Source organism: Sphingomonas sp. PvP056, from assembly GCF_040549155.1.
Classification (GTDB): domain Bacteria; phylum Pseudomonadota; class Alphaproteobacteria; order Sphingomonadales; family Sphingomonadaceae; genus Sphingomonas.
On sequence record NZ_JBEPST010000003.1, the window covers coordinates 117,120 to 139,694 of the forward strand.

Annotated in this window: 22 protein-coding genes; 12 read left to right on the forward strand and 10 right to left on the reverse strand. The window is 64.6% G+C overall.

Annotation, left to right across the window (positions count from 1 at the left end):
• The first annotated feature begins 113 nt into the window (after window positions 1-113).
• Window positions 114-575, forward strand: a complete 462-nt coding sequence (dksA, locus tag ABIC17_RS08175; protein ID WP_354280826.1) for an RNA polymerase-binding protein DksA — start codon at window positions 114-116, stop codon at window positions 573-575.
• 108 nt (window positions 576-683) lie between these two features.
• The gene (locus tag ABIC17_RS08180) at window positions 684-1,067 is read left to right on the forward strand and encodes a PilZ domain-containing protein (protein ID WP_354280828.1); all 384 of its coding nucleotides are present in this window, start codon (window positions 684-686) and stop codon (window positions 1,065-1,067) included.
• Between the two features lie 43 nt (window positions 1,068-1,110).
• On the opposite strand, the gene ABIC17_RS08185 is transcribed toward ABIC17_RS08180, so the two are convergent.
• On the reverse strand, window positions 1,111-1,269 hold the full coding sequence (locus ABIC17_RS08185) for a YdcH family protein (RefSeq protein ID WP_354280830.1): 159 nt from the start codon (window positions 1,267-1,269) through the stop codon (window positions 1,111-1,113).
• A 178-nt stretch (window positions 1,270-1,447) separates the two neighbouring features.
• Between ABIC17_RS08185 and ABIC17_RS08190 the strand changes: the two genes are divergently transcribed.
• Complete coding sequence (locus tag ABIC17_RS08190) at window positions 1,448-1,645, forward strand: YdcH family protein (RefSeq protein WP_354280832.1); 198 nt, start codon at window positions 1,448-1,450, stop codon at window positions 1,643-1,645.
• 100 nt (window positions 1,646-1,745) lie between these two features.
• On the forward strand, window positions 1,746-2,210 hold the full coding sequence (locus ABIC17_RS08195; protein ID WP_354280834.1) for a DUF1465 family protein: 465 nt from the start codon (window positions 1,746-1,748) through the stop codon (window positions 2,208-2,210).
• Window positions 2,211-2,220: 10 nt separating this feature from the next.
• On the opposite strand, the gene ABIC17_RS08200 is transcribed toward ABIC17_RS08195, so the two are convergent.
• Window positions 2,221-3,180, reverse strand: a complete 960-nt coding sequence (locus ABIC17_RS08200) for an NAD(P)H-dependent flavin oxidoreductase (protein WP_354280836.1) — start codon at window positions 3,178-3,180, stop codon at window positions 2,221-2,223.
• Window positions 3,181-3,292: 112 nt separating this feature from the next.
• On the opposite strand from ABIC17_RS08200, the gene ABIC17_RS08205 reads away from it, so the two are divergent.
• The gene (locus tag ABIC17_RS08205; protein ID WP_354281646.1) at window positions 3,293-5,878 is read left to right on the forward strand and encodes a M1 family metallopeptidase; all 2,586 of its coding nucleotides are present in this window, start codon (window positions 3,293-3,295) and stop codon (window positions 5,876-5,878) included.
• Window positions 5,879-6,067: 189 nt separating this feature from the next.
• Here the strand turns inward: ABIC17_RS08205 and ABIC17_RS08210 are convergent, their stop codons facing one another.
• Together ABIC17_RS08210 and ABIC17_RS08215 are read right to left on the reverse strand one after the other, a co-directional pair.
• On the reverse strand, window positions 6,068-7,870 hold the full coding sequence (locus ABIC17_RS08210; protein ID WP_354280837.1) for an ABC transporter ATP-binding protein: 1,803 nt from the start codon (window positions 7,868-7,870) through the stop codon (window positions 6,068-6,070).
• 237 nt (window positions 7,871-8,107) lie between these two features.
• Window positions 8,108-8,632 carry a gamma carbonic anhydrase family protein gene (locus ABIC17_RS08215; protein WP_354280839.1) on the reverse strand — a complete coding sequence of 175 codons (525 nt, stop codon included), beginning with the start codon at window positions 8,630-8,632 and terminating at the stop codon, window positions 8,108-8,110.
• Window positions 8,633-8,715: 83 nt separating this feature from the next.
• On the opposite strand from ABIC17_RS08215, the gene ABIC17_RS08220 reads away from it, so the two are divergent.
• From ABIC17_RS08220 to ABIC17_RS08235, 4 genes are all read left to right on the forward strand, one after another.
• Window positions 8,716-9,174, forward strand: coding sequence for a YaiI/YqxD family protein (locus ABIC17_RS08220; RefSeq protein ID WP_354280841.1), 459 nt, complete (start codon window positions 8,716-8,718; stop codon window positions 9,172-9,174).
• Between the two features lie 69 nt (window positions 9,175-9,243).
• On the forward strand, window positions 9,244-10,164 hold the full coding sequence (locus ABIC17_RS08225) for a glycosyltransferase family 2 protein (protein ID WP_354280842.1): 921 nt from the start codon (window positions 9,244-9,246) through the stop codon (window positions 10,162-10,164).
• Window positions 10,165-10,219: 55 nt separating this feature from the next.
• Complete coding sequence (locus ABIC17_RS08230; protein WP_354280844.1) at window positions 10,220-10,876, forward strand: RNA polymerase sigma factor; 657 nt, start codon at window positions 10,220-10,222, stop codon at window positions 10,874-10,876.
• Window positions 10,866-11,819 (forward strand): FecR family protein, encoded by a 954-nt coding sequence (locus tag ABIC17_RS08235; protein ID WP_354280846.1) that lies wholly within the window; start codon window positions 10,866-10,868, stop codon window positions 11,817-11,819. Before ABIC17_RS08230 ends, ABIC17_RS08235 begins: the two co-directional genes overlap by 11 nt.
• A gap of 33 nt (window positions 11,820-11,852) precedes the next feature.
• Here ABIC17_RS08235 and ABIC17_RS08240 read toward each other — a convergent pair whose 3' ends face one another.
• From ABIC17_RS08240 to ABIC17_RS08250, 3 genes are all read right to left on the reverse strand, one after another.
• Window positions 11,853-13,178: a cell wall hydrolase gene (locus ABIC17_RS08240; protein WP_502958440.1), complete on the reverse strand. Its 1,326-nt coding sequence runs from the start codon at window positions 13,176-13,178 to the stop codon at window positions 11,853-11,855.
• 288 nt (window positions 13,179-13,466) lie between these two features.
• A complete protein-coding gene (gene cysK / locus ABIC17_RS08245; protein WP_354280850.1) occupies window positions 13,467-14,387 on the reverse strand; it encodes a cysteine synthase A in 921 nt (306 codons plus the stop codon).
• Entirely contained in the window at window positions 14,384-15,664 is a 1,281-nt protein-coding gene (locus ABIC17_RS08250) for an MFS transporter (protein WP_354280852.1), read from the reverse strand. Before ABIC17_RS08250 ends, cysK begins: the two co-directional genes overlap by 4 nt.
• A 173-nt stretch (window positions 15,665-15,837) precedes the next feature.
• Here ABIC17_RS08250 and pdhA point away from each other — a divergent pair, with 173 nt between their 5' ends.
• The gene (pdhA, locus tag ABIC17_RS08255) at window positions 15,838-16,881 is read left to right on the forward strand and encodes a pyruvate dehydrogenase (acetyl-transferring) E1 component subunit alpha (protein WP_354280854.1); all 1,044 of its coding nucleotides are present in this window, start codon (window positions 15,838-15,840) and stop codon (window positions 16,879-16,881) included.
• Window positions 16,881-18,302, forward strand: a complete 1,422-nt coding sequence (locus tag ABIC17_RS08260; RefSeq protein ID WP_354280856.1) for a pyruvate dehydrogenase complex E1 component subunit beta — start codon at window positions 16,881-16,883, stop codon at window positions 18,300-18,302. The genes pdhA and ABIC17_RS08260 overlap by 1 nt, the downstream gene beginning before the upstream one ends.
• A gap of 81 nt (window positions 18,303-18,383) precedes the next feature.
• Here the strand turns inward: ABIC17_RS08260 and ABIC17_RS08265 are convergent, their stop codons facing one another.
• Genes ABIC17_RS08265 through ABIC17_RS08275 form a run of 3 tightly spaced genes read right to left on the reverse strand, consistent with a single transcriptional unit; the run spans window position 18,384 to window position 21,747 of the window.
• The gene (locus ABIC17_RS08265; protein WP_354280858.1) at window positions 18,384-19,148 is read right to left on the reverse strand and encodes a TadE/TadG family type IV pilus assembly protein; all 765 of its coding nucleotides are present in this window, start codon (window positions 19,146-19,148) and stop codon (window positions 18,384-18,386) included.
• Window positions 19,145-19,765, reverse strand: a complete 621-nt coding sequence (locus ABIC17_RS08270) for a TadE/TadG family type IV pilus assembly protein (protein WP_354280860.1) — start codon at window positions 19,763-19,765, stop codon at window positions 19,145-19,147. The genes ABIC17_RS08265 and ABIC17_RS08270 overlap by 4 nt, the downstream gene beginning before the upstream one ends.
• Window positions 19,762-21,747: a TadE/TadG family type IV pilus assembly protein gene (locus ABIC17_RS08275; protein ID WP_354280862.1), complete on the reverse strand. Its 1,986-nt coding sequence runs from the start codon at window positions 21,745-21,747 to the stop codon at window positions 19,762-19,764. The genes ABIC17_RS08270 and ABIC17_RS08275 overlap by 4 nt, the downstream gene beginning before the upstream one ends.
• 123 nt (window positions 21,748-21,870) lie before the next feature.
• Between ABIC17_RS08275 and ABIC17_RS08280 the strand changes: the two genes are divergently transcribed.
• Window positions 21,871-22,542 carry a squalene/phytoene synthase family protein gene (locus ABIC17_RS08280; protein WP_354280864.1) on the forward strand — a complete coding sequence of 224 codons (672 nt, stop codon included), beginning with the start codon at window positions 21,871-21,873 and terminating at the stop codon, window positions 22,540-22,542.
• The last annotated feature ends 33 nt before the right edge of the window (window positions 22,543-22,575 follow it).

Below are 22,575 nucleotides of genomic sequence, written 5' to 3' on the forward strand. Positions count from 1 at the left end.
ACAGTGCTGCTTGTGGAGTGGCGGCGTCATGCTATAGGCGCGCTGACTAGGGAGTTGGCCCGGGGGGGTCCGGAGGTGCGCAACGCACCCGGTGACCGAGCGGAGAGAGTGGGATGGCGACGGTCTTGAATCGATTGGACGAATCCGAACAGTTCGCAGTGCCGAAGAGCGCTGACGATGGCTACCGACCGAGCGCCGATGAGGCGTTCATGAATCCGCGACAGCAAGCCTATTTCCGGACAAAATTACAGGCCTGGAAAGATGCGATCCTGCGCGAGGCGGCGGGAACGCTGTCACAGTTGCAGGTCGATACGTTGCGCGAGGCCGATCTGACCGATCGCGCGTCAAGCGAGACGGACTGGTCGATCGAACTGCGCACGCGCGATCGTCAGCGTAAACTGATCTCGAAGATCGAAGCGGCGTTGCGGCGAATCGACGAGGGCGAATATGGCTATTGCGAAGTGACCGGCGAACCGATCTCGCTCGCTCGGCTCGAGGCGCGCCCGATCGCGACGATGACGGTCGAAGCGCAGGAGCGTCACGAACGACATGAGAAGGTATCGCGCGAGGAATAGGCGGAAAATGGCCCGATCCGGTGACGTTAATCCGATCTAAACCAATTATTGCGTAGATAGTTTTCGCGTAATCATTAGCTTCGAACGAGATCGGTACGACCTTCAGCGATGGACCAATATTCGCCAGATCATTCCTCTGTTCCTGCCGATGACGCGACCTCCAATCGGCAGGATCCGCGCGACAGTCTGTTCCTGATGGCAATGTTGCGACTTGCGGGGTCCGCGGACGCCACACCGGTCCGCGTCCGCAATCTGTCAGCCGGGGGCATGATGGCCGACTATCCTGAGGGTGCCGATCGCGACGTAAAGGTTCAAGTCGAGATCCGCGGTATCGGCTGGGTGCCGGGGCAGGTCGCTTGGTCGACCTCGGGACGGATTGGCATCGCCTTCGATCGTCACATCGATCCGATGTTGGCGCGCAAGCCAGTGGGGCAGGGCGCACATACGCCTGTTTATGTGAAGCCGATCTTGCCCCGAGGTAATCTGCGCTGACCGGCTGGAATAGTCCGGGCGCAATGCGCCCGGACCAAGCACGCTATTGAAGCTGTTCGATTTCCTGTTTGATCTGCAACTTCTGCTTTTTCAACGCGGCAATCGCGGTCGCATCGGGCAGGGGGCGCTGCGCTTCTGCGGCGATTTGTCGGTCGAGCACTGCATGTTTGGCTGCCAGGGCCGAATGATGTGCGGTCTGCATACTCTGCGTACCTCCTTCATGTGCTGCTTGGGGGACAGAGTAAACCACTCCCGATCGCAATTGTCTCCCCGCCATTTGGTGGTCGCGAGATACATTCACCGATTTGTGCGGTCAGCCGCATTTTATTCGGACCCCGCAGCGGCAATTTGCTAGGGTCGCCCGATCGAATGGGGACCCGATGGACGACAGCCTGATCGCAAAGCGCCTGGAAGTATTACGCGTCGAACATCGCGACCTTGATTCTGCGATCGCGGCGTTGCTGGACGGTTCTTCCACCGACCAGCTACAGCTTGCGCGGTTCAAGAAGCGCAAGCTGCGACTGCGCGACGAAATTGCGCTGCTCGAGGATCAACTCGTGCCGGATATCATCGCCTGAACGCTGGACTAGACCGTTTCGTTACGGGATTAATGCCGGTTCGTCGCATCAGTTCGGGGAAACCGTACCGCGCGCGCCGCATTTGTGCGACACGGACGACATGACCGTATCTTCGCACGACTCGCGGATGCACCGCCGCGTGATCGACACGCTGTATACCGACGCAATGATCCTGGCGGACGAGGCTCGAAGCTATTTCGACGCAGGCGGGCGTGACGATCGCGACGCGCTCGAGCCGATGGCCCGCGTGGCGTTCAGTTGCGAATCACTTAAGGTGACGACGCGCCTGATGCACGTGATCGCGTGGCTTCTGACTCAGCGCGCGGTCGATGCGGGGGAGATGGAATTGCGCGAGGCTCTGGATCCAGCCCGACAGCTGGGCGATGCGCCGCCAAGTGAGGGTGTTGCATTGAGCGCCTTGCCGCCGGCGGCACGACGCCTGATCGACGCAAGCTGCGACCTGCACAGGCGCGTCGCCCGCCTTGAAGCGGCCCAGGGTACGGCACCGGTCGGAATGTCCAGCCCGGTGCATTCGTTACAAGGGCGGTTGGCGCTCGCTTTCTGACGGTCGCGCGTCAGACTTTCAGCCGTGCCCGCGCGGCGAGATACTGACGCTCGAACCGATCGACCATCGCCGCCACCGGCTCGACCCGATCGATCACGCCGATCCCTTGCCCTGATCCCCAGATGTCCTTCCAGGCCTTCGGCTTGGACCCGTTCCCGGTTCCGAAATCCATCGTCTTGAGGTCGCCTTCGGGAAGATTGTCCGGGTCCATCCCCGCGCGCTCGATCGACCCGCGCAAATAGTTCCCGTGGACCCCGGTGAACAGGTTGGAATAGATGATGTCCGACGCCTTGCCGTCGACGATCCCCTGTTTGTACGCCGTGTCGGCATTGGCTTCGGCACTCGCGATGAACGGCGATCCGATATAGCCGAAGTCCGCACCCATCGCCTGCGCCGCCAGAACCGCGTCGCCGGTCGCGATCGACCCCGACAGCGCGAGCGGTCCATGGAACCATTGGCGGATCTCCTGGATGATCGCGAACGGCGACAGGCGCCCGGCGTGGCCGCCAGCCCCTGCGGCAACCGCAATGAGCCCGTCGGCTCCTTTCTCGATCGCCTTGTGCGCAAACCGGTCGTCGATCACGTCGTGCAGCGTGATCCCGCCCCAGCTATGAACCGCCGTATTCAGATCCTCGCGCGCGCCGAGCGACGTGATGACGATCGGGACCTGCCATTTGGCGCACGTGGCAAGATCCGCCTCGAGCCGTTCGTTCGAACGATGAACGATCTGGTTGACCGCAAACGGCGCTGCCGGGCGATCCGGGTGATCGCGGTTATGCGCGGCAAGTTCCTCGGTGATGCGATGGAGCCATTCGTCGAGCAACGCCTGCGGTCGCGCGTTCAGGGCGGGGAAGGATCCGACGATCCCCGCCTTGCACTGTGCGATGACCAGTTCTGGCCCCGAGATGATGAACAGCGGCGAGCCGATGATGGGAAGCCGCAGGCGATCGAACAGCGGAGGAATGCTCATATGCGTTTCATAGCGCAACCGAAACGCCTGTCCAGCAAGCCTATAGTTGCAGCGGAAACCGAAACGCGTAAGGACCGACATCATACTGCAATCCCGGAGCTTTCGCGTGAAGATGTCCCTTGCCGCTGCCTTGCTGTCTGCCGTCGCGACTCCGGCGTTCGCCGTCGGGCAATTGCCGCCGGGGGTGACTCCGTTGACATACGACATCACCGTCCGCCCCGACGCCAAGGCGATGACCTTCTCGGGCGAGGAAACCGTCGCCATCGCGGTTACCAAGCCCACGTCCACGATCGTTCTCAACGCCGCCGATCTCAAGATTTCGCGCGCGACGCTGGACGGCAAGGCAGTGTCGTTTCGTATCGACGAGGCCAAGCAGCAGTTGATCCTGTCGCCGGGGTCGGCGGTGAGCGCGGGCAAGCATGCGCTGACGTTTGCCTGGACGGGCACGATCAACACGTCCGCAGCCGGTCTGTTCGCGATCGACTATAGCAACACCGACGGCTCCCCCGCGCGGATGTTGGTGACGCAGTTCGAAGCCCCCGACGCGCGCCGCTTCGCGCCGCTATGGGACGAGCCCGCGTTCAAGGCGCGCTTCACGATCAGCACGGTCGCCCCCGCCGGCCAAACCGCCTTCTCCAACATGCCCGCAAGCAGCGTCACCAAACAGGCCGATGGCACCAGCCTGTACCGCTTCGCCGAAACCCCCAAGATGTCGAGCTACCTGATGTTCCTCGGCATGGGGGACGTTGAGCGCAAGACCGTGATGGCGGGCAAGACCGAGATCGGCGTCATCACGCGCCGCGGCGTCGTCGACCAGGGCGACTATTCGCTTGCACAGGCGAAGCGACTGCTCACTTATTACAACGACTATTTCGGCCAGCCCTATCCGCTGCCCAAGCTCGACATGATCGCCGGGCCAGGCTCCAGTCAGTTCTTCGGTGCAATGGAGAATTGGGGCGCGATCTTCTACTTCGAGCCCGAATTGCTGTACGACGCCAAGCGCGCGACGCAGAGCGGCAAGCAGCGCATCTTCACCGTGGTTTCGCATGAAATGGCGCACCAGTGGTTCGGCGATCTGGTCACGATGAATTGGTGGGACGACCTGTGGCTCAACGAGGGGTTCGCCTCGTGGATGGAGAACAAGTCGAGCGTCGATCTTAACCCCGAATGGTATGCAGCCGCCACCGCCGTCGCGCAGGATCGCGAGGGCGCGCTGCAGGTCGATTCGACCAGCGGCACGCATCCGATCATCCGCCACGTCGAGACCGTCGATCAGATCGGCCAGGCGTTCGACGGGATCACCTACATGAAGGGGCAGGCCGTCATCGGGATGCTCGAGTCGACGTTGGGGGCGGATACGTTCCGCGCCGGGATCCGCGGGTACATGGCCAAGTACAAGTACGGTAATACCGCGACCGACCAGCTTTGGGAGGAATTGTCCGCCGCCGCGAAGACGCCGGTTGCGGCGATCGCGCATGATTTCACGCTCCAGCCCGGCGTTCCGCTGGTGACAATGACGGATGCTCGCTGCGTCGGCGCAAACACGCAGGTCAGTCTGACGCAGGGACGGTTCGCCTACGACGATTCCGCCAAGAAGGCACAAACGTGGCGCGTGCCGATGACGCTCGGCGTGCTGGGGCAACCGGACGTGCGCGCGACCGTGCGCGGTGCAGCCGTGCAGTCGGTGACAGCCAAGGGCTGCGGAACTATCGTTCTGAACCGCGAAAAGGCGAGCTACGCCCGCGTGCAGTATAGCGCTCCAGCCCACGCGGCGATCGTGCGCGATTTCGCAAAGCTCAAGCTGACCGACCAGCTCGGGACGCTGGGGGATGATTTCGCGCTGGCCAAGGGCGGCAATCAGCGGCTCGATCGGTACTTCGCCGATGTCGGCGCGATCGGTATCGAAGCGAACCCGCTGCTATGGCAGACGGTCGCAAGCCAGATGTCGGATCTAGACGGCCGGATCGCGAAAGGGCCGGCGCGTGACGCGGTCGGTGCCAAGATCGTCCGGACGCTCCAACCCGTGATGACGCGAGTCGGCTTCACCGCCGGCAGCGACGAGGGCGCGCTGACGGCGACGCTGCGCGAGACTCTGATCTCGGTATTAGGCGATCATGGCGATGCTGCGGTCATCGCGAAATCGCGCGAACTGTTCGCGGCGTTGCAGAAGAACCCTGACGCGATCCCCGCGCCGATCCGCGCGCCGATCCTCAGCGTGTTCGCGCACAATGCGACGTCGGCGGACTGGAATGCGCTGCTCGCGCTGACCGTTGCGGAAAAGAACCCCGTGACCAAGAACAGCTACGTCCGTTTGCTGGGCGCGGCGAAGGACGATGCGCTCGCAAGGCGCGCGCTGGCGCTGCTCGAAACCGACCGGTTCACCGCGCCCCAGAAGGCGAGCCTGTTGCGCGCGGTCGCGAATGAACATCCCGACATGGCGTTCGACTATGCGGTCGCCCACATCGCCCTGGTCAACACGCTGGTTGAGACGAGCACCCGTGCAGGGTTCGTGGCCGGGCTGGGGGCAGGGTCCGACGATCCGGCGATGCCCGCCAAGATCAATGCGTTCGCAACCGCCAACCTGCCGGCCGAAGCCCGCGGCGCGGCGACGCGGATCGTGTCGACGATGGCAGCGCGTCGTCAGGTCGATGCCCGCATCCGCGACGACGTCGCGGCATGGGGACGCTCGACCTCGTGATGGGTAACGCCCCGCCCCGATATCGCCGCCTTGGCGATTCGGGGTCGGGGTGACACGATCATCAGCGTCTATCGGGACGACCTACTCGTAACCAAATCAACGCCCGACACGAACATCGCCGCAGGTCCAAGCGCGCCTTGAAGTCCACTCAGCAGACACCAGCGTTTGCTTCCCAGATTGGGCACCCCGTCAGGCGCGGTCTGCCATGTTGCTCCAGGCGGTCCGCATTGCACGGTGCAGCATACGCCCGCGTGCCATCGACACGTCGCGGAACCGCCCGCTGGCCGCGGCGAAATCGAGCCCCGGCGATGACTGGTCGAGCCCCTCCACCTGCAGCAGCCACAACTGGCGGAATGCCCCGTCCTTCTGCCGCAGAAGCTGTTGCGGCGGGCCATCCTCGATGATGCGCCCGCGTTCGACCACGATGACGCGGTCGAACCCGACGATGGTCGACAGCCGATGCGCGACAGCAATGACGGTGCGGTTGCGCACCAGCGCATCGAGCCCGTTCTGCACTTCCAGCTCGCTTTCGGAATCGAGCGCGCTTGTTGCCTCGTCGAGCAGCACGATGCGAGCGTTCTTGAGGAAAGCGCGCGCGATCCCAATACGCTGGCGCTGCCCGCCTGACAGGTTGGAACCGCGTTCACCGACCACGCTGTCGTACCCATGCGGCAATCGTCGGATGAAGTCGTCGCACCCGGCGGCTTCGGCGGCGGCGTGAACGTCCTCATCGCTGGCGTCCGGTCGCGCGATCCTGATGTTGTCGATCACCGAGCGGTGGAACAGCAGCACTTCCTGCGGCACGACCGCGATCGCGTCGCGCAACGACTCCTGCGTTACCTGGTCGATCCGCTGGCCGTCGATCGCGATGTGACCGATTTGAGGGTCGTGAAAGCGCTGGATCAATTGGAGCAAAGATGATTTCCCGCCGCCGGACGCACCAACGATCCCGACCTTCTGTCCGGCCGGAACGTTGAGCGCCAGGTCGTGGATGATCGGATCGCTGGCATCGTAGCCGAAGGTGACGTTGGCCATTTCGACATGACCCTCGCCGACGCGGAGACGCGGCGCATGGGGAACGTCGCTCAACGTCTGCGGTACGCCGATGATGTCAAGCGTCTCGCGTAAGTAGCTGAATTGCTGACTGGTATCGATCACCGCCATGGCGAGGTCGCGCGATCCGTGGAGAATGCGGAACGTCATCGTGCTGATGATGACGACGTCACCGGTCGAGATCGCGCCGGTCGACCAGCGCCCGATCGCCCAGATCAGCGTGCCGCCGACCAGCACGGCAAGCGCGAGATCATGCAGCCCGCGCATCTGTTCGACGAAGAACCACCCGCGGCGTTGGGCACTGGCCTCTTCGTCGAGAAAGCCTTCCAATCGCGTGAGTTCCCGGTCACGAGCTGCGAATGCCTTCACGACCCAGATGTTGCCGATCAGGTCGATCAGTTCGCCGCCAGCGGTGCCGGCGTGCTGCGCGAAGGCGGTATGGTGGACGTGACCACGCAGGCCGAGCAGGATAAGCGCCGCGGTGACGGCGAGGAACACCGCGCCGAGGATCGCCGCCATCGCGGCATCGATCGTGACGAAGATCAGCATCGCGCCTGCAAAGGTGATCAACGGCGGTGTCACTTCGCGGAGCAGGCGATGGACGATCGCCCCGAAAATGCCGGCAAGCCCCGAGATGCGATGCCCGAGCGAGCCCGCGCGCTGGTTCTGGAAGAACGGCATCTGGTGCCCGGTCAGATAGTTGACCATGTCGAGCCGGATCCCGACGCCGGAACTGACGGTTGCTTGCCCGAGGGTCAGTGCTGCGGCGCGTTGCAGCAGGCTTTCGAGGATGACGAGACTGAGAAATCCGCCAAGTGCCGCATAAACAGTGCTTCTTGCGCGGACGCCGCCGGTCATGGCGTCAATCAGGAGCTTCATGGCATATTGCACGCCGATCGAGCTGATCGACGCGGCTGCCACCAAGAGCCCCAGCGTCACGAAGATACCCGGGCGGGCAGCGACGTAATGTGCGAGGAATCGCGTCGGACTATGCAGAAAAGGCAAGGAAACGGCTCTGTCCATGATTCGCATTTGCTGCATCGCAGCACCGTTCGATGCAAGCCGAACTTGGCGAATCATTCGATTTGCGCGCCAGTTGGTGCGACAGACCGCTCGAAGCGAGCGCCGCGGTTCAAGCACGATCTGTACCGCCGCGATCCCGATTCCAGTCAGGCGTCAGTCGATACGCCGCAGTCCAGCAGCGTATTTCAGCGCGTTTGACACATAATGCTGCGCCGATACGAGCAACATCGCCTTAGCCGAAGCATCCAGCTCGCGCACTGCGCGAGCCGGGCTGCCGACGATCAGGCTGCCGGGCGGGAACACCTTGCCCTCGGTGACGAGCGCACCGGCACCGACCAGCGAATCCTCCCCGATCACGGCATGATTGAGGATCGTCGCGCCCATGCCGACCAGGACCCGGTCGCCGATGGTGCAGCCGTGCAGGATCGCGTGATGCCCGATCGTGCAGTCCTGACCGATCGTCAGCGGCGCGCCCGGATCGGAATGCCCCATCGCACCTTCCTGCACGTTGCTGCGGGCGCCGACCGTGATCCGGGTGTTGTCGGCACGGATCACGCTGCCGAACCAGACGCTCGCGTCTTCACCGAGCACGACGTCGCCGATCAGTTCGGCGCTTGGCGCGACCCAGCTGCCGGTGGCGAGCGTGGGAGCCTTTCCGTCGATTTCGTACAGCGGCATGGGGCGTGCTCCTTCGTGACCGCACCCCGTGGCGCCGAACCGATATGGAATGTCCGCCGCGCTTTCGCTAGAGGGCACAAACCATGACGTCGCCGCTGCACATCTATGTCGATGCCGACGCCTGTCCGGTAAAGGACGAGATCTACAAGGTCGCTTTGCGGCGCTCGGTCGCGGTGACCGTCGTCAGCAACAGCCCGATCCGGATCCCGATCCATCCGTTGCTCGCGCGGATCGTGGTCGGTGCGGGATTCGACGAGGCGGACGACTGGATCGCGGAGCGGGCCAACGCCGCCAGCGTGGTCGTCACCGGCGATATCCTGCTTGCCGATCGCTGCCTCAAGGCGGGGGCGAGTGTGCTGGCGCCCAATGGCAAGCCGTTCACCAGCGCATCGATCGGCAATGCGATCGCGGTCCGCGCGATCATGGCGGATTTGCGCGCGGGCGGCGATGCGATCGGCGGACCGGCGCCGTTTGCAAAGACCGACCGATCGCGGTTCCTGTCGGCGCTGGACGAAGTGCTGGGCCGGCTCGCGCGGCGCTGATTGCGCGCCACGGGGTGAAATTTTCGTCATGTTTCCAAGTGTGTCCGGTTATGCCGAGACGACGTCGTCATGGCAGCAAGGAGACTTGCCTTGCTCACCGCGACGCTTTGCTTTGACCGCCTGCATGCCGTTCCGATCGATCCTCCGCCCGCACAGCACGCCAGCCGCTGGACGGTCGTCGTCCCGTTCTTCAACGAATGCGCGCTCATCGGGAGCACGCTCGCCAGCCTCGCCGCGCAGGACGTGCCGTTCCACCTGATCCTCGTCGACAATGGCTCGACCGATGGCGGCGGGGCGGTCGCGGCTGCGGTCTGCCGCCAGCGTGGCATGGCGTTCACGCTACTGGTCGAGCCGCGACCGGGGAAAATCAACGCGCTCGCCGCGGGGATCGCGCAGGTGCGGACCGGCTATGTGGCGACCTGTGATGCCGACACACTGTATCCCCCCGACTATCTGCGGCAGGCCGGACATCTGCTAGATGGTGGTGCCGTGGCGGCGGGCGCATGTTTCGTCCCGGCGGACGCGACCGCGCGGGACCATCGATGCGCGGCGCGGCGAATCGCATGCGCCGCGGCGGTGTTCCCGCGACAGTGCCACACCGGCGGTGCGGGGCAGGTGTTCCGCGCAGACGCACTCCATCAGGTAGGCCAGTTCGACCCGCAGCGTTGGGGCTATGTGCTGGAAGACCATGAGATCATGCACCGCGTCGCACGCGTGGGGCGGATTGCGTATGCGGGGGCATTCCGCTGCGCTCCGTCATCGCGCGATCGCGACCGGGCATCGATCCGCTGGACGCTGATCGAGCGGCTCGCCTACCATTTCGCGATGGGCAGCGGTCGGGACTGGTTCTTCTACACGTTTCTCGCGCGCCGGCTGGCCGCCCGCCAACTGACCAGTGACCGGATCCGCGAACGTCCGTTTCAGGGGTCCAGCGACGCTTCTTTACAGCCCCGCAGTACTGTAGCGACAAGCGAGCGCCTGGCCGCCTGATTCTCCCCCTTTGGCTGCATCGCGCCTTGCGAAGCTCCGAAATCGGGGCTTTAGCATGGCAGCGATGGAATGTGACTCATCTCCCTCCGGTAGCCAGGCCGGACTGAAGGCGGTGTTCCTCCAGGAACGATCGCTGCTGCTGCGCTTGCTGACGGCACGGCTTGGCACCGCCGACGACGCCGAAGACGCGCTGCAGGACATCTGGGTAAAGCTCGACACACACGACGTGCCGGAACCCGTCGCGCAACCGACGGCCTATCTGTGCCGGATGGCGTCCAACCTCGCCGCCGACCGACGGCTGGCGACGGCGCGGTCGGGCGCTCGCGACACGGCATGGCAGGACGCACAGCCGACCGCGGATGAACAGCCCGATGCGGAACGCGCGCTGCTCGGGCGTGAACGGTTGCGCCAGATCGAAGCCGAAGTCGCGACGATGCCCGAACGGATGCGGGTGGCCCTCCGTTTGTATCGAATCGAGGATCAACCGCAGAAGGAGATTGCGGAACGTCTGGGGATGACGGTGAGCGGCGTCGAGAAGCTGTTGCGCCGGGCCGTACGGCAGATTTGCGCCAGCCGCACCGATGAGCCGGTGGATGAAGACACTAACCCGAAGATGTCGGGCCCCAAAAACTCGGGCGCCAACGAGTCGCGTGAGGCGGAAACAGCCAAGCCGCATCGTCTTGAAGACGAAGGGAATCGCCATGAGCGCTGATGGCTCGAACAGGACAGATCAGGCGATCGAATGGCATTTGCGCCAGAACGACATGGACGAAGCCGCCTGGCGCAGCTTCGTCGACTGGCTCGAGGCAGATGCCGAGAACGCTGCCGCGTATGATGCCGTTGCGCTGGATCTGGAACATATGGCGGATCACCCGGAACTGTTCCCGGTCGATGCCGCCGAAGCCGTGCCGCCGGCCGAGCGCAACCGGGCACGCTCGTGGCTGCGCTGGGGGGTCGGGGCAGGGGCACTTGCGCTGGCGGCAAGCCTGTCGCTGGTCGTCATGCCGTCGCTGCCCAACACGACCGCAGACCCTTATGTCGTCACGACCAAGCCCGGCGAGCAGCGTACCATTGCGCTGGCTGATGGAACGCGCGTCGACCTGAATGGCGCAACGCGGCTCGAACTCGACCGATCCAACCCGCGAACCGCAACGCTCGCGGCGGGGGAGGCTACGTTTCACGTCCGCCACGATGCCGGCAAGCCGTTCCTGCTCAGGTCGGGTATGTTGAGCGTCAAGGATATGGGAACCGTGTTCAATGCCGAACGCGAGGGCTACCGGCTCGACGTACAGGTTGCCGAAGGGGCCGTGTTGTTCCAGCCCCACAAGGACAAACTGACGCTCCAGGCGGGCGCGGCGGTGACCGCGCGCGACGATACCGGGCATGTCGCGGTGTCGCGCGTCAATCCGTCCCATGTCGGTGGCTGGCGGACGGGCGCCGTCACGTTTGCAGGAGAGCCTTTCGCCCGGGTGGTCAGCGTCCTGCGGCGGCTTGATGGCGTGCACGTGGCGATCGAACCCGTTCTGGCGCAGCGCCCCGTTACGGGTACGATCCACCTGACGGGCGAAGCATCGGATGACGTACCCCGGCTTGCCGCGCGCGTCGGTGCGGTCGCGCGGCGCAAGGGCGCGGAATGGGAAATCGCGCCTCGCTGATCCGCCTGCGTTCGCGCAGTGCGGATCAACCGGTCAGGGTTTAGCCGCTTCGCCCGGTTTCATTACCGGTACGAGCAGTGTGCCACGTCCGGGTGCCGTAGCTTTGTCGGCTGCTGGTTCCTTTCGACGAACACCGGTCAGTCCATCGGACAGCAGCGGGACATGCGGCGGAAGCGCGGCCGCCGGGGCTGGCTCTTCGTCGAGCTTGAGCGTCTCGCTGACCAATTGCGCGGTGGACAGGAAGGTCTGGGCCTTCATACACTGGTTCGCGGCTGGGCGGCGAAACTCGCGGCAATTCCACAAAGCCTTGTCATATCCCCGCGACCGGTCGCGCAGATAGCTGAAGGACATCGCGGCGATCTGCGATGGTTGCAATGGCAGCGCGGTCGGCGTCTTGCTCGGGTCGGTCCAGCCCATAACTTTGCAATAGGCGCGATCCCCGCAAGCCCGCGCCGCGTACGCAGCGAAGCCGTCTGGGGACATGGTGTCCGCATCCAGCGTCACCAGGAAGCTCCCCGACGCGCCGCTGAGCGCGGACGGCAGCGGTGCCTCTGCCGCTGCCCGATCGAACAGCGGGTTTGCCGTCATCGGTAAGCCAGTCATGCTGTCGACCGCACCACGGTGCGCCTCCGAATAAGGCGCCAGCGCCGCAACGACGGGTTCGTCGCTGGAAACGTGGCGGTTGAATGCAGCCGCGGTGCCCCACCAGCCGGTCCAGCGGAAGAACAGATGCGTGTCGACCGCGGCGATCTTGTCGAGGCTGGCCTGCCAGTAGGGGACGACCCAATTGGTGTGATAATGCGTCGCGTAGCCGACCTTGCCGAACACGTTTCCGCTGAGCGCAGCGGCGGCGATGCCGCGCGCGCGGTTCCATTGCGCCTCGCTCCAGCGGTTGCGGGTCAGTGCGCCGTCGCAGGTGAACGTGAACTGGCACCCGGTGCTGCGATCAGCCCCCTGGAACACCACGCCGCAGATCGTCTTGGGGAAGGCGGGGTGGCGGACGCGGTTGAGAACGACCTGCGCGACGGCGCGCTGACCGGTCGAGTCGTCGCCCGCTTCATACAGGACCGCGGCCGCCATGCAGTCGGTCGCGCGGGCGCGGGCGGAAGGATCGCCGATCAGGCGGAATGGCCGGGCGGCGGGGTTGGGACCGTCGACGAACGGGACGTCGGCATTGTACGACCGCGCATCCTGCGGATCGAGGTTCTGGAACGCCACGGGTTCGACGGGCGGGAGTTCGGCCTGGGGGACGACGCGCTGCGGTAGCGTCCGGACGCGGTGGTGCGACACGGTGCGGGGCGCAGTGCGCACGAGCAGCACCGGGATCAGCACGGCCAACACGGCGATCACGATCAGGATCGCGCGCAGCGTGGCGCTTACTTGCGGGGAAGGACGCACGGGGGTCAGCGGATCGACGAGAGGCACGAGGAAGGGGGCACGAAAGGCTCCTGACCGGGAATGGTCGGCGCCCTTAGCGCATTTTTGGCGGGAAGCGAAATATCCCGCGGTTGCGGCGTGGACCACTGGAATAGCCCCTCCCCTTCAGGGGAGGGGTTGGGGGTGGGGGGTGTCTCACCGAGAGCCAGTTCTGCTGGACTCCCCCACCCCAACCCCTCCCCTAAAGGGGAGGGGCTTTCCGTCCGTGGATCAGCTTTCCGGCAGGAAATCCGGAACCGACAGATACCGTTCGCCGGTATCATAGTTGAACCCGAGCACGCGAACGTCGTCCGGCAAGTCGGGGAGCTTCTGCAGGATCGCGGCCAGCGTCGCACCCGAGCTGATCCCGACGAGCATCCCTTCTTCGGCGGCCGAGCGGCGTGCCATGTCCTTGGCGACCGCGGCATCGACCTTGATCGCGCCGTCGATCGCCTGGGTGTGCAGATTGGCCGGCACGAACCCTGCGCCGATGCCCTGGATCGGATGCGGACCGGGCGTGCCGCCCGAGATGACCGGCGATGCTTCCGGCTCGACCGCATAGACCTTGAGGTTTGGCCATTCCTTCTTGAGCGCCTCGGCGACACCCGTGATGTGACCGCCGGTCCCGACGCCGGTGATGATCACGTCGATCGGCGAATCGCGGAAATCATTGAGGATCTCAATCGCGGTCGTTCGTATATGCACGTCGATGTTGGCGGCGTTCTCGAACTGTTGCGGCATCCAGGCGCCAGGGGTCTGCTCGACCAGTTCGAGCGCACGTTCGATCGCGCCCTTCATGCCCTTTTCGCGCGGGGTCAGGTCGAACGTTGCGCCGTAAGCGAGCATCAGGCGGCGGCGTTCGAGCGACATGCTTTCGGGCATGACGAGGACGAGCTTGTAGCCCTTCACCGCCGCGACCATCGCGAGGCCGACGCCGGTGTTGCCGCTGGTCGGCTCGATGATCGTCCCGCCGGGCTGCAGGTGCCCGTCGCGTTCCGCCGCCTCGATCATCGCGAGCGCGATGCGGTCCTTGATCGACCCGCCGGGGTTGGAGCGTTCCGACTTGATCCAGACTTCGGCGCCGGGGAAGAGCTTCTGGATACGGACGTGCGGCGTGTTGCCGATCGTATCCAAGATGGTGTTCGCCTTCATGATTGCGCAACTCCTGCTGGGGTCTTTGTTAGGGCTATGTCGGGCTGGTCGAAGGTCTTGGCAAGCCTGAGCTCGGGAAACAGGCGGACCCACAGGATCGTCACGACGATCGCACCGATGCCGCCGAACAGCACCGCGCCGACCGGGCCGAGCAATGCAGCAAGCAATCCGCTCTCGGCTTCACCGAGCTCGTTCGAGGCCGAGATCGTGAGCTGCGACACCGCGCTGACGCGGCCCCGCATCGAGTCCGGGGTGTGCAGCTGGATCAGCGATTGGCGGACATAGACCGACACCATGTCGCCACAGCCTGCGACCGCGAGCGCTGCCGAACTGAGCCAGAGATTGCGCGACAGGCCGAACGCGATGACCGCGGCACCGAACACCATAACCGCGATCAGCATCTTGACCCCGACGTTGGTCTTCATCGGGCGGACCGAGAAGAACAAGGCGGTGACGGTTGCGCCCGCTCCCATGCTGGCCGCGAGCAGGCCGAGCCCTTGCGGGCCGACGTGGAGGATATCGCGCGCGAACACCGGGAGCAGCGCGGTTGACCCCGCGAGCAGCACCGCGAACAGGTCGAGCGTGATCGTCGCCAGCACGAGGCGGTTGTTGCGGACATAAGCGAACCCCTGCGCGATCCGCGCGAGCGGGCGCTGGTCGGGCTGGGCGGGGGGCTGCGGCACCGGGCCGATTAGGAACATCGTCGCCAGCGCCAGCGTCAGCAATCCGACCACGACTGCGTAGGCAACGTCGGGATGGACCGCGAACAGCAGCCCGCCGAGGCTCGGCCCCGCGATCGACCCGACCTGCCATGCGATCGAACTCACCGCGATCGCGGTCGGCAGGCTTTCCCGCGGAACGAGGTTGGGTGCGAGCGCGGAATAGGCTGGCCCGGAGAAGGCGCGGACGATGCCGAACACCACGGCGGCGGTGAACAACGCGGTCAGCGTCAGCGTGTGCGTCGCGGTCAGTACGCCGAGCGTCGCCGCGGTCAGCAACATGATCGTCGTCGTCACGCGCACGATCCAGCGGCGATCGACCGAATCGGCGACGAGACCCACCACCGGCGTCAGCACGAACAGCGGAATGAACTGCGCCGCGCCGATCATGCCGAGCAGGAACGCTGCCTCGCGAATCCCCATGGTGGCGCGGGCGAGGCTGTAGACCTGCCAGCCGACGATCAGCGCCATCGCGGTGATCGCAACCGTCCCCGACAGACGCGATGCCCAATAGGCGCGGAAGTTGGGAATACGAAAGGGATGCGGTGCCTCTGCCATCGCCTCATCCCTTAGGCGCAGCCGCGCGCGCGCCGCAATCATCGTCTTGCTTGGCCCGTGGAAACTTCTGTTCGTCCCGGCGACGCCAGGGATTTGATGCGGGACATTGATATACGCGCAACAACGGGCCTATAGGCTCGCGACATTATCCCAGGATACGAGGTTGATCGTCCGTGGCCAAAGCCCCCGCCCTTCGTAAAGCTGAACCTCCGGTCCCGAACCGCGAGCGTCCCGATGAACCGACGCCTTACCAGGCTTCGAAGGACGAGCTGATCGAGTTCTACAAGCAGATGTTGCTGATCCGTCGTTTCGAGGAAAAGGCGGGCCAGTTGTACGGTCTCGGCCTGATCGGCGGCTTCTGCCATCTCTACATCGGCCAGGAAGCCGTCGCCGTCGGGCTGCAGTCCGCGCTGACCCCGGTGGACAGCGTCATCACCGGGTATCGCGACCACGGCCACATGCTGCTCTGCGGCATCCCGCCGCAGGACGTGATGGCCGAGCTTACGGGGCGTGCCGCCGGCATCTCCAAGGGCAAGGGCGGCTCGATGCATATGTTCTCCGTCGAACATAAGTTCTACGGCGGGCACGGCATCGTCGGCGCGCAGGTCTCGCTCGGCACCGGGCTGGGCTTCAGCCACAAGTATAAGGGCGACGGCGGCGTTTGCCTCGCTTACTTCGGCGATGGCGCGGCCAACCAGGGCCAGGTGTACGAGAGCTTCAACATGGCCGAGTTGTGGAAGCTCCCGGTCATCTACGTCATCGAAAACAACCAGTACGCGATGGGTACGAGCGTCAATCGCGCCTCGGCCGAGGACCAGCTCTATCGCCGCGGCGAGAGCTTCCGCATCCCGGGCATCCAGGTCGACGGCATGGACGTGCTCGCGTGCCGTGGCGCAGCCGAAGAGGCACTTGCGTGGGTTCGCGCGGGCAAGGGGCCGATCATCCTCGAGATGAAGACCTACCGCTACCGTGGCCACTCGATGTCCGACCCCGCGAAGTATCGCAGCCGCGAGGAAGTCCAGGCGGTTCGCGACAAGTCCGACCCGATCGAGCACGTCAAGAAGCTGCTCGAGGAGCAGGGCGTCACCGAGGGCGATCTCAAGGGGGTCGAGCAGGAGATCCGCAAGATCGTCAACGAAGCTGCCGATTTCGCTGAACAGACGCCCGAGCCCGATGCGGCCGAGCTCTATACCGACGTTCTGGTGGAAAAATACTGATGCCGATTGAGATCAAGATGCCCGCGCTTTCCCCCACCATGGAGGAAGGCACGCTCGCCAAGTGGCTCGTCAAGGAAGGCGACGTCGTCAAGTCGGGCGACATCATGGCCGAGATCGAGACCGACAAGGCGACGATGGAATTCGAAGCGGTCGACGAAGGCACGATCGGCAAGATCCTCGTCGCAGAGGGCACCGACAACGTGAAGGTCGGCACCGTCATCGCGACGCTCGACGCCGAGGGCGAAGAGCCGTCTTCGGGCGAGCGTGCGGGCGATTCCGCCAACGCGCAGCCGAAGGAAGCGCAGCCCGCCGACAAGGCACCGCCAGCTCCCGAAAGCAACGTCCCGATGGCCGCCGAGAGCGGCACGCAGCAGCTTCACGCCGCCGCCGAGCAGAAGGCCAAGGTCAGCGACCCCGCGATCCCCGAGGGGACCGAGATGGTCAAGATCACGCTGCGCGAGGCTTTGCGCGATGCGATGGCCGAGGAAATGCGCGCCGACGAGCGCGTCTTCGTGATCGGCGAGGAAGTCGCGCAGTATCAGGGCGCGTACAAGGTCACGCAGGGCTTGCTGGCCGAGTTCGGCGACAAGCGCGTCATCGATACGCCGATCACTGAATACGGCTTTGCCGGCGTCGGGGCTGGCGCGGCGATGGGCGGGCTTCGTCCGATCGTCGAGTTCATGACGTTCAACTTCGCGTTGCAGGCGATCGACCACATCATCAACTCTGCCGCCAAGACCAACTACATGTCGGGCGGCCAGATGCGTTGCCCGATCGTGTTCCGTGGCCCGAACGGCGCGGCCTCGCGCGTCGGTGCGCAGCATTCGCACAACTTCGCGGCCTGGTATGCCAGTGTCCCGGGCCTGATCGTGATCGCGCCTTATGACGCGGCGGATGCCAAGGGCCTGATGAAGGCCGCGATCCGTACCGAGGATCCGGTCGTGTTCCTCGAGAACGAGCTGCTCTACGGCCGCACGTTCGAAGTCCCCAAGCTCGACGACTACGTCCTGCCGATCGGCAAGGCGCGGATCATGCGCGAGGGCAAGGACGTGACGATCGTCAGCTATTCGATCGGCGTCGGCCTTTCGCTCGAAGCTGCCGAGAAGCTGGCGGAAGAGGGGATCGACGCCGAGGTGATCGATCTGCGCACGCTGCGTCCGCTGGATACCGAGACGGTGCTCGCCAGCCTCAAGAAGACCAATCGCCTCGTCATTGCCGAAGAGAATTGGGCAACCTGCTCGATCGCTTCGGAAATCCAGGCAGTCTGCATGGAGCAGGGCTTCGACGACCTCGACGCGCCGGTGCTGCGCGTCACCAACGAGGACGTGCCGATGCCCTATGCGGCGAACCTCGAGAAGCTGATGCTCGTCACCAGCGACAAGATCGTGGCAGCCGTGAAGAAGGTTACCTATCGGGGCTGAGGCTTCGACCGGATCGACAAGCCATGACGGCGCGGGAAGGCAGCTTCCCGCGCCGTTGTGCGTTTGGCGCGGGGCTGCCGGTTAGCTGGTGTAAAGATCGCAGGTCGACCGCTTTGCGGTCGGCGAAGGGTTCGAGACCAGCGCGAACGTACGCCGATCGCGGACGATGAAAGACGCGACCGACCGAAGCTGTTGCGATCCGAGCAACCATGTCCCTGTCACCGGCACGTATCTGTAGTTGATCTCGACGAACATCACGCCCGAGTTCTTGGGCGCGAGGACCTTCTGGTCCGGATCACCCATCCCGCCGGTAATGACGCTCCCGGGATGGCTCGCCGAATCGTCGGTTCCGTCGGTCCTGGTATTGATGCCGGCGGTCGGATCGTAGCTGGCGGCGGTATCTTCCGCAGTCGACGGCGTGCTCCCTTTGATCGTCGTGCGGCCGTAGCTCGAGTCGTAGCCGGCGCCCTTCTGCAGCCCGATGCACCGCTGCCAGTGGATGCGCTGAACGCCCCCGGATTCCTCAAGGCTGGACAGGATGACCCGCCCGTTTGTGGTCAGCTTGATATCGGCGCCCTGCAGCCGTGTGGCCTGAAGCACGTCATTGATATCGTATTCGCGCAACTGCTGTTGTGCGAGCTGGTTCGCCACGCCGACCCGCGATGCGTTGTCGGCAAGTGCGAGCGCGATCTGGCTGACCTTGAGGTTGGTCAAGGCGAGGTTCGAAACCTCGATCCCGTACAGACCCACTGCGAGCACGATCGGCAGCGACAGCGCGAATTCGAGCATGGCGACACCGCGGCGATCCGCCTCGAGACGCCGCAACCGGATCGATGGCGCGCTCATGTGCAGATCGTCTTTGGTGCGACGGCAGTCCCGCTCTGCGTCTGGTACGGCTGGTTCTTCAACAGCGTGCTGCCGATGATCGTCTGGGTCGTGGGCCACCCGAACAGCGATGCGACCGGGAAGATGCGCGCGTAGGTGATCTTCATCGTATAGACGGTCACGTCGCTCGCGCCGCCCTGGCCGCTGTTGCCGGGACCTGCGCTGGCATCCCATTTCGAATTGCCGTTGATGTCGGAATAGCATTCGGTCGTCTGACGGATGCCGTCATTGTTATCGTCGTTGAAGGGTTCGGGCCCCGCCTGCGCGAAGCTGGTGAAGTTCGTGCGGGTCGCACACCAGGTCGCGGCGGCAGGCGTCGTGGCGCACGACGGTGTGACGGTGCCGACCAGCCCCCCCATGATGTTGATCACGCGCTGATCGATCGCGCCGGTCTGATCGGCAGCCCCCTGAATGGTGCTGTCCCGCGCCGCCTTCTGTACCGCGCCGTTGAGGATCGAACGGGCGTAGATCTGGTATGTGAGATCACACAGCCCCATCATCACCATGATCATGACGGGCGCGACGAAGGTGAACTCGACCAGCGTCGCGCCGCGCCGGTCCCCGATGAGGCGCTTCACTTCGATACCCGCAGCATCGCCACCTGCTTGGCGATCGTTTGGAAAGCAGCATCCAACGACTTGTTGTCACTGGCGTAATAGGCTTGGCCTTCAGACGCGCAGGCGGTCAGCTGCGGGGTCAGCGTCTGGCCGAACCCGATCACGAACACCTTGATGTTGCGCGCCTTTGCGGCAGTGCATTCGGCGAGGAAGCGCTGGTTATGATAGTTTGTGTAGGTCGTCAGGTTGGCCGAATTGCCCGCCGCGACCTGTTTGCGATACGATTCGATCCCGTACATGCCGTAGAGGTCATCGTTGGGCGACATATCGCCGTCGGTCATGAAGACGATGTAGCGGTTGGGTGGGTTGCGGCCCGGCCAGGTCGACGTATCGTCCGAGAAGATCCCGTTGGGCGAGATCATGCGCGTGCCCCAGATCATGCCGGTGTCATGATAGGTACCGCCCTGCGGCACGAAGTCGGACGCGTTGACGTAATTGCTGACCTGGCTCCGCGTGAGCGTGTCGAGGCGCTGCACTGGCTTGCCGCAGGATACGTAGCCGGACGCGATGTTGTTATACACCGTCAGGGCGGTCCACGCGCCGGTCACGGTCGTACTGTTGGAATCGCCATAGGGGTTAGCGCTGTTGGAACCGGTACCTGACCAGTTGTTGCTGCTGTTCGAGTTGGACGCCGAGTCCAGCTGCGAAGCCGTGCCACGATAATAGACGACGTCGGGCCACATCGGACGCCACTTGGTCGCCGGGTCGCTGTTCGGAATAAGATCGGGATCGAGGTCGCCGGGAAGATTGTCCTGATCGAAGCTCGTCACGCCGGGCGTCGTGGTGCGTTCTTCGAGGCATCCCTGCCACTTACTTGTCGCGCCGGTGAATCGGGTCGGATCGGGCACGGTCTGGCCCATCACGAAGTTGCCGACGTCGAGCTTCGAATAGTCGTAGATCCAACGCGGCTTCAACGGTTGGGTCGTCAGCGTGCACGTGCCGCCGTTGGCGGTTGAATAGGTGCGGGTATATTGCGTTGCCTGAGCGTTGGTGGTGTAGCCCGTGGCGGGAACACGCCATGTCGTTACGAAGCAATCCGCCGCCTTGACGTTGGTGGCCGAACTGGCGGTTGCGTTCGCCTGGTTCATGTCCCCGTTCCAGCGGCGCGTATCATAGCTCCAGTTGTTCACCAGATAGAGCGGAAACCCGGAGATATTGACGGTCGGGTCGGTCGGCGACACCGCCGCCACCGCGAAGCCTGCGTTGACCGTCGAGGTGTAGGTGACGAACCCGTAGCGGATATGCGTGGACGGATCGGCGCTGGCGGCGACCGTATCGTAGAAGTTGAGCACCGCGGTCCGCACGCCCGACAGTTTCGAGCCCGAGACTTCCTGCGCATAATAGCCGGTCGTACCATCGGGGCGCGTATAGGTCTTTACCGTCGGGCTGCACCCGGATGTCTGCGAGGCGAGGCAGGCCATCGACCCGGTCGTGTCGAGTACGAACATCACGTCGGTATCGGCAACGTCATAGCGCGCTTCGCACGTCACGTTGAGCGTGACCGAGCTGGTGCCGAGGATCTTGGAGACCGTCATCGGGACAGTCGCGGTTGCTTTCGCTTCGACCTGGTTGTCGGCGGTCTTGCTCGGCGTGAAACCGACCTTGGTCGTGCCGAGATACCCCGCTGTCGCTGGCGACGCGGTGTCCTTCTTGAAATTAATGGCAAAGAACGCCTGCGCCTGCGCCACCGCGTCAGCATCGAGCGTCGTGTTGTTGCTGTCGGTCATTCCCTTGCGCCCAGCCAGCGCGCCTGCGTCGCAGGCTTGCTGCAACCGCGTCTTGACGACATAGAGACGGCTCATGTCGACGGCGGATCCCACCAGCCCGGTCAACGGGATCAAGAACATCGCCATCATGGCCAGCGTGTTGCCACGGACGTCGCGTGCCAATGTCGACAGCAGCCCGCGCGGTGGCGCTTTTTTCCTGGGTGCTTGCCCCGTCATGCTGCCTTCGTCCCTTGTTACGCATTCGCACGCTTCACCCTGCGCTATGCCGCAGAAGGGGATAATCGCGCGTGATCGATCATGGTTAAGGCGCGCTAACCATCTGCATTCCGGGGGAACTCTGTGAACGGCGCGCAACATCCCGAACAGGCGCTCGCGCTGTCCTATGTACCCGTGGGTTTTCGGGGCGGGGTGGAGGCATTGTTCACGCTCGACGAGACGCTCGGCCAGATCCTGCGGACCACGCGGGAACCGATGGTGGGGCAGATGCGGCTGACCTGGTGGCATGAAGCGCTCACCGCGCTCGACACCGCGCCGCCCCCCGCGCAACCGGTGCTGCGCGCGCTGGCAGCGGAGGTAATGGCGCGTGGTGTCAGCGGGGCGGATCTGGCCGGGATGATCGACGGCTGGGAGGTTCTGCTGGAACCCGATCCGCTCGATGCCGCGATGCTCGATCTCTATGCGGCGCAGCGGGGCGGGAGGCTGTTCGTGCTGGCGGGCAGGATCCTGGGGGCAGGCCCGCGTGATCCGCTCGACCGCGCCGGGGCGGGGTGGGCGCTTGCCGATCTTGCCCGGCATTCGCGCGATGCCGGCGCGGCGGCGCTGCCGCGCGAACTGGCCGGGGCCGCCCTGCACGATGCGATGCGTGTCCGCTGGAGCGGCTCGGTCCGGTCGCTCGGTGCGATGACGCTGAGCGCCCGTATGGATTTGGCCACACCCGCCGGTGCGGCAGCGCCGACCACCTCGCCGGCGCGGGTTGCGCGGCTCGCCTGGCATCGGCTTTCGGGGCGATAGGCTTTCCCGGCGCCTGCAAACCCGATAGCTTTA